The following is a 12,586-nucleotide window of genomic DNA, read 5'->3' on the forward strand; positions in this document are numbered from 1 at the left end:
TGTGAAGTGAATCCTTCTGAAGTACCCTCTCTTGCTTGAGCTTTATATATTGTTCCTGCCCCACTTCCTCCACTCGATGGTGTTGGTTCAGGTTCGGGCTCAGGGGTAGGTTCTGGTTCAGGCACCACTATTGTAACATTTATATTTTTACCAAATTCTGAAGTACATCTTTCGAATGTAGTTGTAGCAGATAACATTGTTGTATTATTGAAGGCATATGGCATTGTTGAAACATTGAAGGTTTTTTCAAAGTTTCCATTCTCATCCGCAATGATATCTCCAATGTAGAAATAACCTTCCCCGTAATAATTTCCATTATCTTCATTACCTACTAAATTATCTCCAACTTCTGAATTTTTCACAAAGAAAACTTCAACTTTTGCGTTGGCAAAGACTGAACTACCGTTATTAACTCCGATATATCCTGAGATTTTAAGTTCATCGTCTGTTAAATTTGCATACTCCATAATAGGGAAATCAACACCTCTATTAGGTATTGAACTACTTAATGTTCCAGTATTAGGAGTTACTTTTCCAATAAAATCAAAATCTTCATATAAATTAATCCCTAAGTATTTATTGTTCCATATTCTATTTTTAGATATTGTATTGTCTATACAACTATCCAAAGCACCTATTAAAGTAATACCTTCAACTTCATTGTCATGTATGCTATTATTTTCAATTGTTGCATTTATACAGCCTGCTAAATGTATTACTGAAGGGAATGAAGATTCAGTACCGTAATATCTCAATCTAAAGCCGGTTATTGGCTCTGAAAATTCTGATTTTGGTATTTTTACTTCATAAACCTGGTGTTTGTATGTTACTTTAGGTGTTAGTTGGAATCCGCCCAATCCATATTTTGTATTATAATCATCAATTCTGTATGATGATACATTGCTATCAGTTTTAAAATCAAACTCAACGAAATCTTTGCCGTATTCATTTGTGTTATCCGAAGCGACATCGAATGCTATGTAGTAGTAAGATTCGTCTTCCAATATGTAAAGGTAGTTTTCTGCATCAGGGTGTCCACTTGTTGATACCCAGTTAATTTTGTATTCTGTATCCATACCGTTTACTTCGTCTATTACTCCATCAACGGTTAAAGTACCTGCCTGTGTATTGAAATCTACGAATTGATTTAATATCGGATAGTTAACTGGTACACCGTGACCATATTCATTAGCTTTCATTGACAATTTTATTTTTGGGCTGTTTGCCAATTGTTCATCTGTTAAATTTATGCCCATGTGTACTTCTTTTCCACTTGTTACTGCAACGTTATTATCGTCAAATTTTACATCTTCTAATATATCTGTTTCATTTGTTAATTCATTTGACGAATCATATACATTTAATAAATTTTCTTCAGTATTGTATTCTTCTATTTTATTTATGATATCGTATGATTTTGCATAATCAGATGATAATTCATCATTCAAATTATTTTCTGAATCATATAAATCATATGAAACTTTTTCAATATCTGAAAATGGCGTATTTACAGGAATAATTTTTAATTTTATTTCCTTTTGAGGAATTATGTCAAAGTCATAAATTTCATAATTAGAATTATAGTGATAATTACCTATTTCTATCCATTCGTTATTTACATTTTGGAATATGTGGAATGTACTTATTGGTCTTCTAATATTTTTCATTACGTTATTTCTGCATATGAAATTATGTGTTTCGTAGAGATATATTGCTCCAGCGTCACTATCTTCAATTATACTATCTTCCAAAAGGAATTTATTACCATTCTGTGCCCTAATAGCAAGATATGAAATATTGAATGTACAATTCGTTACATTGAGTTCTTTACCCCTAAGGTGGTAAATTGAAGTTGAAAGAGTATCTCTAAAATTACAGTTTTTAACTGACATACGTGACCCACCTGTAAAAATACCATATTGTGTTGTAGACATATTTGTATTTTCAACTGTGATATTGTCATAATCTGAATCTATACCCTGTTGTGTAGCACTAAGCAATAAAGAATTGTTAACGGTGTAATCACAAGCTATAGAGTCTATAGATATAGTTGCACCAATTATGAAAACATTGTCTATTATAGAATTATTAGCACGAGCTAATCTAATACCTCGATCAAACGCTTTGAGTATGGTGTTTTTAATAGTGATGTTACTTAAATAACCTGGATTATTGGTAGAAATCCCAAAGTCGTTTACCCTATTACCCATTATTTGATGACCATTGCCATCTATGATAACATTGTTTACTTCAATATATATTGCATTAACCTCATTAAAACTTATATTTTCACTAAGTATGTACGTACCAGGAGTAGATATTGTATATGTACCCCCATTAAAGTCAGCTTGGCTAAGATATTGCTCCCCGCTTGACATACTTAGAGAAAACAAGGTTAAAATTACCATAATAATTATATATTTTTTCATAGTCTCCCCTTATAATATTAAATATTTTGTAAAAATAGAAATAATATATTCTACTAATTAAATTTAAGAATATAGTACATTATATAGGTTTTTAAATATATAAATTATATAGAATTATCCTGCAATAATAGAAAAATAGAATAGTGGAAAAATAGAATAATAATGATAAAATCCAAATCAATAAAGATAAAAAGTATAAAAATAAATTTATAAATAGAAATAACATTATTAATACTATTAATACTAATAATAAATATAATATATAAAATAAATAATGATTATAGTACTAACTTTTAGGGGGAGGAGCAATATGCAATACAAAAAGATATTAGTACCAACAGATGGTTCCGATGTATCTCTTGAAGCAATTGAACATGCGGTAGCAATAGCTAAAACTACAGGTGCTGAAATATTCGGGGTTTATGTGTTAGACACTACACCTTATACGGAAATACCTGCTGACGGATTATGGAGTAATTTAAAAGAGATACTCGAAGAAGAAGGAGACAACGCATTGCATCTTGTTGCAAAAGCTGCAAGAAAATATGATGTAGCATTTAAAAACCAAGTTTTAGAAGGAAATCCGGAAAAAGAAATCGTTGAATTTGCTGATAAAATTAACGCTGACCTTATTGTAATGGGTACAACAGGTAAAACTGGATTTGATAGACTTTTATTAGGTAGTGTTGCTGAAAGAGTTTTAAAACATACAAAATGCCCAGTTTTACTCGTTAAACAAAAAGAATAATCATTAATTCTTCTCTATTTTTTATAATTTTTGCAATTTATAATTTAACACTTTAAAAGTAGTTAAACCCAAATTCTGATTTTGTTTTGGATTTATAAATAAATAAAAATAGATAATTCGTTTTAAAGTACATTATAATGTTTATTTTAATATTGTACCTATTAACTATTTATATCTTGAAAATTAGAATAAAATAATATAAAAATGTTTATAAAATTTATTATAAAAGTTATTATAAAAATAAGTATATAAAAATTATTAAAATTATTACAATTATTAAGATTATCGGGAAAATATGACAGGACTTATAATTTGCGAAAAGCCAAATGTGGCAAAAAAGATAGCTGACGCCTTGGGGAAACCTAAAAAGAAATCACAAAACAAAGTTCCTTACTACGAAGTAGATAAACAGGGCAAAACTTATTATGTAGCGTCAGCTGTAGGTCATTTATACACGCTTATAGAAAAAAATAAAACCAAATTCGGCGACTATCCAACTTACGATATTGATTGGGCACCTGCTTCAACCGTTGAAGGTAAAGAATACGTTCAGAAATACATAAATGTGTTAAAAAAGCTTTCAAAAGAAGCTAATGAATACTATGTAGCTACGGACTGGGATATCGAAGGGGAATTAATCGGTTACCACGCTTTACATTATGCTTGCGGTCAAGATATCGCAAAAAGAATGAGATTTTCAAGTTTAACGAAAAAAGAAATCGTAAAATCTTTTGAAAATACTGACGGCATTGATTTTGGATTAGTTGATGCGGGAGACAGTAGACACAAAATAGACTGGTTTTTCGGCATTAACATCTCGAGAGCATTAATGCAAGCAATTAGCTCCGCTAAAAGATGGAAAACGATGAGTACGGGTAGAGTACAAGGTCCTGCACTTGCTTTTTTAGTTGAAAAGGAACTTGAAATACAAAAGTTTGTACCAGTCCCTTATTGGGTAATTAATGCTAACCTCATAAATAATAATGGAAACAGCGTAAGCGCTGATGAAGAAGCACCACTCATTGCTACACACGAAATAGATAAATTTTGGGATGAAGAAGAAGCAAATAAAGCATATGGCAATGTAGAAGGTCAAAAAGAAGCTATTGTAGAAGAAATCAAGAAAAATAAAAAGAAGATAAAACCTTATCCTCCGTTTGATTTAGGTACTCTACAAAGAGAAGCACACAATGCTTTTAGATATTCTCCAAAAAGAACACAGGAAATAGCTCAAAAGTTGTATGAAAAAGGTTATTGTTCATACCCGAGAACTAGCTCCCAAAAATTACCTAAAGATGCAGAATATATGAAGGAAGTTTTGAATAAGCTATTAAAAAGTAAGGAATACGGAAAATACGCTTCAGAAATTCTTGAAAAGAACTTGAAACCTATGGAAGGTAAAAAGGATGATCCTGCACACCCTGCAATTCACCCGGTAGATGTTCCTAAAGAAGCATTACCCGATGATGAACAAAAATTGTACAATTTAATTGCAAGAAGGGCACTTGCTGCATTCTGGGATGACGCAGAACGTGAATATTCAAAAGTAACCTTAGATATAAACGGCGAGAAGTTTAAATTAAGCGGTTCACGTACCACACACGAAGGCTGGCACGAAATCTATTACTTTACGAAATTTGATGAGAATGAACTTCCCGAAATGAAAAAAGGTACTGTATTATCCATAGAAAGTACGGAAAAACTTTCAAAAGAGACCAAACCACCTAAACGTTACACCATGGCCTCAATTATCAAAGAACTTGAAACAAGACAATTAGGTACTAAAGCTACAAGAGCCGATATTTTGGAAAAACTTACCAAAAGAGGCTACGTTATTGAAGACGGCTCCCTTAGTGTTACTGAATTAGGTATTGGGGTTATAGAAACTCTTAAAAAATACTGTCCTGAAATCGTAGAGGAAACACTTACTAGAGATTTAGAAGATAAGCTAGAAAAGATACAAGACCATAAAATAAAAAAAGAACAAGTTATTGAAGAAACTAAGGTAAAACTATCTCAAATTCTCGATGAATTTAGGAAAAAAGAGAAAGAAATAGGTAATGAACTTGTAGATAAAATCGATTCTACAAATAGGTCATTGCAAATTATTGGTAAATGTAAATGTGAGGGGGACCTCATAATTATTAAATATAAGGGCAAAAGCAGATTTGTAGGCTGTTCAAATTATCCAAACTGTGAGATTACATACCCACTTCCTCAAAAAGGAGCTATAAAAATACCAAATAAAGTTTGTGAAGTTTGTGGGCTCCCGATGATAAATTACATGGGCAAGGATTTATGTGTTAATATAGAATGTAGTTCGAGAATTTCAGAGGAAGATAAGAAATTACTTGAAAAAATTGAGAATGAAAAAGAAGATGAAAAGAAATGCCCTAAATGTGATGGGGTTTTAACCATTAAAAGAGGAGCTTTCGGCGTATTTAGGGGTTGTTCAAACTATCCGGAATGTAAATACACAGAAAACTTAAAAGGCGAATCCAATGAAAAAGAAGTAGTTGGAAAATGTCCTAAATGTGGTAGCGATTTAGTTAAGCGTAAAGGTAGATTTGGGGAATTTATCGGCTGTTCAAATTACCCGAAATGTAGGCACACTGAAAAAATCAAAAAGGAAGGGGAAGAAGATACAGTAGAAAAAAAGGAAACGAAGAAGGCTACTACTAAGAAAACAACCGCGAAAAAGACTGCTACTAAAACCACCAAAACTACAAAGCCTACAGCTAAAAAAACTGCTACTAAAAAGACTACAGCTAAAAAAGCAGATTCTAAAACCACTACAAAAGCAAAGAAAGCTACTACTAAGAAAAAAGAATAATTAATTTATAATTAAATAATAATTGCTAATTAATTACTAGTTAAATAATAATTAAATAATAGCTAAATAATAAATAATAAATAATAAAAAATAATTACTTCTCTTTTTTTAAGAATTCTAATTCATAATCTTTTGGAATATATTTTTTTAATTCACCATTTGGTCTTAATCCATATAATAACGCTTTATCGGTGTAATTTAATATTAAATTCATTATGTCGTTTGAATTTATTCTATAATATCCTTTTGAAAGTTCTATTTCATTAAATGCGTTTGTATTATCACTACCTACGCTATTGCCATATATTGCAATCGGTACCAATTCCCCAGAGTGTATTAAATTACCGGTTGAAGGCGTAGCATGGTCTCCGGTGATTATATATAAATTTTTATTATTATTTTCTGTTTCTTGGTTAATTTCATCCATTATAATCTTTAAATCGTTATCCAACTTTTCTAAGACGTTTACTTTATTAAAAGGGTTTTTTGTATGCCCTGCTTCATCAGGCTCTTTTGTATGGATATGTATAAAATCATAGTTTGAATTATTATTATTATTATTATTATGGATACTATCATAATTATTATTTTTAAATTTTAACCCTAATTTAAGAGCCTTTTTAAAATCTTTTTCATCATAATAATCCATTCTTAGTAATCTAGCCAAACCTTTAAAAAGACTACTATTTGCAATTATTACACCGTTTAAACCCCATTTTTCTTTAAAAGAAGGGATTTTTTTATAGCTACCTGCCCATTTTGTTAATAAAAAGTTTGCAAGAGATTTATTAGTACTTTTACGCTCCATATTTATTTTTTTGGACTCTAAAATATCATTACAAGCTATTAAATATTTATTTAATGCCTTTGATACATTTAAAGCATTCTGATATTCCTCAAAGGTTTCTATCAACTCAATGACTGGTTTAACCTTTATAACGTGTCTATTCCTATAAAATGGATCACTATCTGAAATTTTAGATGATATAACATTGTTTTCACAGTTTAAACCATTTTTTAAACTACAAAATTCATCATATGTTAATTCTAGCGTTAAATTAGATTTATATTCGTCAAATTTATCCAAATTGGGAATATTATTATTAATATTGTTATTAGATTTATTAGATTTATTAGATTTATTAGTTTTATTAGATTTATTAGTTTTATTATTGGTATTATTTAACTTTGAAATTTCTAAAATACTATGTATACCCTGCATATGATGTATTTTAAACAAATAACCGTCTATTTCAATATTGGAAATAGATTTTAATAACTCTGAAATTTCTTGATTGTTTATGTCTTTTGTTCGCCTATCTAGAACCATATATCCGTTTTCTTCTTCAGTATATTCTACATGTCCTAAAGTAGCTCTTAAATATATCGAATCAGTTTTTAAGTCTAAATCTTCACCTAACGCCTCTATCACGCCTCTTCCAGGGAACTGATTGATTTCATAGCCCCAAAGTAAAAAATGAGCTACTTCCGTCCCCAAAGGTACCCCTATTTTTTGAGGGCACATTAAACCAGTTAGAGAATTTTTTGCAAATTTATCCAAATTGGGAATATTTGCATACTGTAAAGGCGTTTTACCACCCAAATCGTTGGAAGGTCTATCTGCAACGCCGTCAAGTAATATAACGATTGCTTTCATTTTTTTACCTACTTTTTAAAATAATTAAAAATAATCGAAAGAGTATATTAAAATAATTAAATTAGTTAATTACTTAAAATAATTAGAATATTTAGGTATTTGTGGCATTTTAGTAATTTGGATAGTCCTTTTTACATGCTTTTTCAAAATACTTTGCTACAACTCCCGTGTAGTCAAAATTACCCCGATAACCGTTGTGTAACAAATCCTTACAAACTACTTCCACATATTCCTTGTAAATATTTTCAATATCCTCTAAGTGACATTTCCGCTCATTTACTGTACCGTCAATATTTCTATAGTTTTTACTAAACATGCACGTGAGCTGACTAGCATCCTGCTCCCAGTCTTCATTTATGATATCTTTGATTTCAGAGCCCTTTTCAATGTCTTTAATGGGATATAACATTTCGACGTCGAATTCTTTTGCAATATTTGTATAAACTTCAAAAGCGACTGCGATTTGGTCAATTTTATAATTATTGTCGTGTTTAATTCTATCTCCTGAAATAATTTTTTTACCCAATTTGTTAGCCAATGGAACTCTTAAAGTTCTTAAATAAGCGTGGCAACCCATGCAAGGAGAATAATAGTAGAATTTATCCCCGATTAATGAAGAAAAACGCCCATTTATTGCGTGCCATAAACTTGGCTCATACATAAAATGTAATGGTAAAAATATCTTATCTTTTTCCATAGCTCCATTTTTAAGTTTATCCAATTCTTGTTCTTTTTTTGGAATGTAAAAACGACCTGAAACGAAAGAAGTGTCCATAATCTTTGTATTCTTATCGACATCTTTATCTTTCGCGTATTTGCCGACAAACATTTTTACCATTTCAGTTAAAGAAAAAGTATCATTATGCTCAGAAAACCTATTATATATCCTTTCCCAATTTCTATAATACACCTCGAATTTTTCATAGTGGGCATATTCCTTTAAAGACAATACATCAACCATGTTTGCATAAAATTCGTCCACCTGCTGATTTTCATAGCCCAATCTACCATGTATATCACTTCCGTTTGAATTATCATATTCTAAACCAGTAAATGCACATATTGGTAATATTACGTTTATATCGTCGTTATCTTCAAAAGCTTTTATTATAGCAGCTGAGCTGTCCCTCCCTGCAAACTCCCCAATAGCTATTTCTTCAGGTTTTATACCCAACTCTTCAATTATTTGATTTGTCCTGTTTGATAAAAGTGGTTTATCAAATGAAGTTTTAAAATCTATAAAATTATCCATTTTTCGAGTAAAATACATCCTTATCCCCCTCTAAAATAATTTCTTTATCCAATAAAAAATATAGAATATTGCATAACCATAGAAATAATATATAAAATTTGTTTTTAAGTTTATATATTTTTTTGCATATTTTTTTATTTTCACAATGTTGTTTAAAAAAGATAAAATGGAATTTACTATTTTATTATTATATTATTTTATTACTATATTATTTTAATATTTTAATATTTTAATATTTTAATATTTTAATATTTTATTAGTTTATTATTTGAATAAGATGTTACTTAACACAATTTTCATTAAAATAATGGATTAAATTATTTACTCCATGTAATATCTGCCGTCCACAATCGGATAATTCGTAAATTACTTTTCTACCGTCCAATTTAATAACTATTAAGTTCATATCTACAAGATTTTCCAAATTATTGTATAAAGTACCCTTTGAGACGTCTATTGTATTGTATATGTCAACATACCTACACGCCCCCTTATGTTCTAAACATTTTAAGACACTTAAGACACTTTTACGACCTAAAAGCGTTATTATTTCGGAGTCTTTTATCACATCAAATTTCTCTGTTTTTTCTGTGTCATCAACCGAACTAAGTGTATAGTTTTTATTTTGCAAAATATCCCTCGATAATAATTAAACCTAAAAATAATCGTAAATTCAAAATTGATAAAGATATTTAAAACTTGTACGATTTAAAGTTATTGATTTATAAGTGATTTAAGAATATTTAAAAAATAATAGAATTAATAATAGAATTAATAATGGAATAACTAATAAGATAATAATAAGGGAATTAATAGTATAAAAAAGATTAATCAGATAAACATGCTAAAAATTAGATTATTGGTATATTATATGCTGAAAATAAGAGATATTATAATTTAATAACTACATCTTCAGGTATATTGTTTAATGGACGGTATACGTTGTAACCGCACTCTTTAAATGTTTCCCATATTGTTAAATTTGTTGAAACGTATTCCCCACCTTCTACCCATTTTTTAACAGGTGTTTCAGTCATTTTAAATGAAACGTCTTTTTCATTTTCGGATACGTATTTTTCGATATCTTGTACAACGTCAGCTACTGCCATGTATTTTTGTAAGGCTTCATTTTCGTGTCTTTTTTGATATCCATCAATTACTTTGTTGTATCTAACTAATATAACCTCTTCATTCTCAGAATTCCAGCCACAAATCAATCTAAAAAGGTTTCTTCCGTAAACACTTATTACAAACATCGGTTCCCCATATACTAAGCCCCTATATTTACCAAATACTAAAGCTTTCTTTTTGCTCTGCCTTACTTCCTTTAAATCATTTACCTTCATTGTAATGTCCGTAATATTTTCTAAATCATCAAATATTCGCATAAAACCACCAAGAATTTAATAGATATTTAAATAGATGTTAAAACGATAAGGATTATTTTTATTTTTATTGATTTATTATGTAATCAATACTATTTATAATTAGTTAAAAAATTTTGTTAAAACTATATGTTGTATATGATATATCAAATATCAAATATCAAATATTATAATTCTTAAAATAAAACCAAATATAAAAGTATATTATAAAGAGATAATATTAAAAAATAAAATTAAAAAGATATTGGAATTATTAAATTAAGCAGCAGCCGAATTATTAACATTTCCTACTAAAGCTATTAAAAGTCTTGATTCTGCTTTATCCAATTCTTCTAATGAGTTACCTTCAATTAAGTAGTGATTAAATCCTACTTTTGTAATTGTAGCAGTATTATTTGTTTTTCTAACTTCAAATACTGTTGTTTTATTACTATTTTTCACAATATCTAGTTCTGTAGTGTTTAATTTTAAGTTTAAAGGATTTGATTCATTTCCATATATCAATAATTGTATGTATGTGTCATTACCTTCAGTACTTACCAAACTTGCGATATTGTGTGGCTTGTAATTATTATCGTAGTAGTAATAGCTATTAAATGTAATTAACTTAACTTTTAAGTCCATAACAGATACTCCACCTTCATTGTTTGGCAAAGACGGGTCATAATCAATATATGCCAATGCTGAATTATTGAAATATGTATTCTTGATATCATTATCTGATGTATTAATTAAATCTACTGAAACTGTATCTAAAACATCTGACCTTAAAGTCAATATTTGCGATTGATTACCAAAGTGTACAAGATATTCTGAACTTTTCAATTGAACGTCGTTGTTATCGTTAGATTTGCTTGTACAAAGTGAAAAACTCGCAACTAATACTAAAGTCAATGCTAAAACAGCGACTTTTTTAAAATCCATGTTTTCACCTGTGTAAATTACATACTTGTGAATATTTAAATTTTTTATAAATATTTTTCTATAGTCTATTTATTATATTGTTTAGTTAGGTATCTTATATATCTTATTTATTTTATAATGTGATTATACAATATTGTTTTATGATATATATTATTTATTAGTTTGTTAGGTTTATAAAATACAATACTGCGTAAATCGGAGATAATTACAATTAAAAATTAAAAAAAAGAGAATTTAACGAGTTACATTTTTAATTTATTATGTTAAGTATATATCTTTCTAATTTATTTAATTAATTTATTTTTTATTGAGTTATTATTTAACTGGTTTATTTGGATTATTGACTTTTACCTTGGTTTTCCCATAACCTACTCCAGGATTAGTATAGTTACTTGAGTTGGTACTTACAGTCGAGTATCCTGTGTATTTAAAGTTTTTTTTATTTGTGAATTTGTATTGTGAAATCATACTTTGAAGTTCGATTTCGCAGGCATATGCTTGTACATAATTTTCATTTGCGATATTTTCGTCTACTTCTGCTAATTTATTTTCTAATGCTTGGTATGCAGGGTCAGCAGACATGTTTTGACCGTAAACGGTTAATCTTTCCATTTTTCTAATTAAAGCTTGTCTTGTATTTTGAACTTTTAATTGTAAGACTTCCCCAGTCATTGCTTGAGTGCTTACTCTAAATCCACGGTTATTAAGTCTTTTTACAATTGTTGAACCGTTAAACATAGGTGTTTCAATAATTGTAATGTTTGTATCATTTGTAATATTTAAATAATCTACCGTATCATTATCAATTGATAAATTAGTTCCATTTGTGAGAATTACAAAGCCCCAGCCGGTGCAATTTCCATTTACGTCGTCACCGTATGCTATGGTAATATTTGTAATATTTGCTTCTCTGAATCTTTCTATGAATCTGTTAATTATTTCCTGGTTGGTTTCATACCTATTTGAACCATTTAATCTTGCATATGTTATGTTATTATCTTCTAAATTATCATCGTAATCTGTAGGGATTGCTACGGGACCTCCGATTATGTAAACAGTCTCAGGGTTCTCTGCAACTATTGCATCCCATGATTCATTTGTATATTCGCCCCAAGGCGTTGTAACGATTACAGTATCGTTTAAAACTTCCTGCAAAGTGCCTGCAGTCAAACAATCAGCATAATTGTCACTTACAAGTAAAACCTCGGTTGCAGAAACAGAGGATACACCAACCAATACCGAAAGGATGGTTAATATTGTAATTATGTATTTTAAACCACTTGATTTTAAATCTTTTGTCATATTGTCACCATAACGTAAATTAATTATATGTTGACGTTTATTAAAGTTATATTTAA

9 protein-coding genes are annotated in these 12,586 nt (G+C 29.1%); 2 read left to right on the forward strand and 7 right to left on the reverse strand.

Translation table 11 applies throughout. From position 1 onward, the window contains the following. A partial coding sequence (locus J2127_RS05985; RefSeq protein ID WP_209732664.1) for a right-handed parallel beta-helix repeat-containing protein occupies positions 1-2,429 on the reverse strand: 2,429 nt, incomplete at its 3' end. Positions 2,430-2,739: 310 nt separating this feature from the next. Between J2127_RS05985 and J2127_RS05990 the strand changes: the two genes are divergently transcribed. Continuing rightward, complete coding sequence (locus tag J2127_RS05990; protein WP_209732665.1) at positions 2,740-3,177, forward strand: universal stress protein; 438 nt, start codon at positions 2,740-2,742, stop codon at positions 3,175-3,177. A gap of 295 nt (positions 3,178-3,472) precedes the next feature. Further along, positions 3,473-6,010 (forward strand): DNA topoisomerase I, encoded by a 2,538-nt coding sequence (topA, locus tag J2127_RS05995; RefSeq protein WP_209732666.1) that lies wholly within the window; start codon positions 3,473-3,475, stop codon positions 6,008-6,010. Positions 6,011-6,104: 94 nt separating this feature from the next. Here the strand turns inward: topA and J2127_RS06000 are convergent, their stop codons facing one another. The 6 genes from J2127_RS06000 to J2127_RS06025 all read right to left on the reverse strand — a co-directional run bounded on the left by J2127_RS06000 (position 6,105) and on the right by J2127_RS06025 (position 12,530). Further along, the gene (locus J2127_RS06000; RefSeq protein WP_209732667.1) at positions 6,105-7,667 is read right to left on the reverse strand and encodes an alkaline phosphatase family protein; all 1,563 of its coding nucleotides are present in this window, start codon (positions 7,665-7,667) and stop codon (positions 6,105-6,107) included. 109 nt (positions 7,668-7,776) lie between these two features. Further along, on the reverse strand, positions 7,777-8,937 hold the full coding sequence (locus J2127_RS08550) for a hypothetical protein (protein ID WP_209732668.1): 1,161 nt from the start codon (positions 8,935-8,937) through the stop codon (positions 7,777-7,779). A gap of 262 nt (positions 8,938-9,199) precedes the next feature. Beyond that, positions 9,200-9,550, reverse strand: coding sequence for an ArsR/SmtB family transcription factor (locus J2127_RS06010; RefSeq protein ID WP_209732669.1), 351 nt, complete (start codon positions 9,548-9,550; stop codon positions 9,200-9,202). Between the two features lie 259 nt (positions 9,551-9,809). Then, positions 9,810-10,307, reverse strand: a complete 498-nt coding sequence (locus tag J2127_RS06015; protein ID WP_209732670.1) for a hypothetical protein — start codon at positions 10,305-10,307, stop codon at positions 9,810-9,812. 255 nt (positions 10,308-10,562) lie between these two features. After that, the gene (locus J2127_RS06020; protein WP_209732671.1) at positions 10,563-11,228 is read right to left on the reverse strand and encodes a hypothetical protein; all 666 of its coding nucleotides are present in this window, start codon (positions 11,226-11,228) and stop codon (positions 10,563-10,565) included. Positions 11,229-11,543: 315 nt separating this feature from the next. Continuing rightward, positions 11,544-12,530 carry a cell wall-binding repeat-containing protein gene (locus J2127_RS06025; RefSeq protein WP_209732672.1) on the reverse strand — a complete coding sequence of 329 codons (987 nt, stop codon included), beginning with the start codon at positions 12,528-12,530 and terminating at the stop codon, positions 11,544-11,546. Between the last annotated feature and the right edge of the window lie 56 nt (positions 12,531-12,586).

Source organism: Methanococcus voltae (assembly GCF_017875395.1).
In the GTDB taxonomy this organism is placed as follows: domain Archaea; phylum AGJL01; class Methanococci; order Methanococcales; family Methanococcaceae; genus Methanococcus; species Methanococcus voltae_C.

What these genes read in the sequence shown, in the direction of transcription:
- J2127_RS06015 (WP_209732670.1), bottom strand. Translation starts at nt 10,307, where the DNA reads ATGCGAATATTTGATGATTTAGAAAATATTACGGACATTACAATGAAG.
- J2127_RS06025 (WP_209732672.1), bottom strand. Translation starts at nt 12,530, where the DNA reads ATGACAAAAGATTTAAAATCAAGTGGTTTAAAATACATAATTACAATA.
- J2127_RS05990 (WP_209732665.1), top strand. Translation starts at nt 2,740, where the DNA reads ATGCAATACAAAAAGATATTAGTACCAACAGATGGTTCCGATGTATCT.
- J2127_RS06000 (WP_209732667.1), bottom strand. Translation starts at nt 7,667, where the DNA reads ATGAAAGCAATCGTTATATTACTTGACGGCGTTGCAGATAGACCTTCC.
- J2127_RS08550 (WP_209732668.1), bottom strand. Translation starts at nt 8,937, where the DNA reads ATGTATTTTACTCGAAAAATGGATAATTTTATAGATTTTAAAACTTCA.
- J2127_RS06020 (WP_209732671.1), bottom strand. Translation starts at nt 11,228, where the DNA reads ATGGATTTTAAAAAAGTCGCTGTTTTAGCATTGACTTTAGTATTAGTT.
- topA (WP_209732666.1), top strand. Translation starts at nt 3,473, where the DNA reads ATGACAGGACTTATAATTTGCGAAAAGCCAAATGTGGCAAAAAAGATA.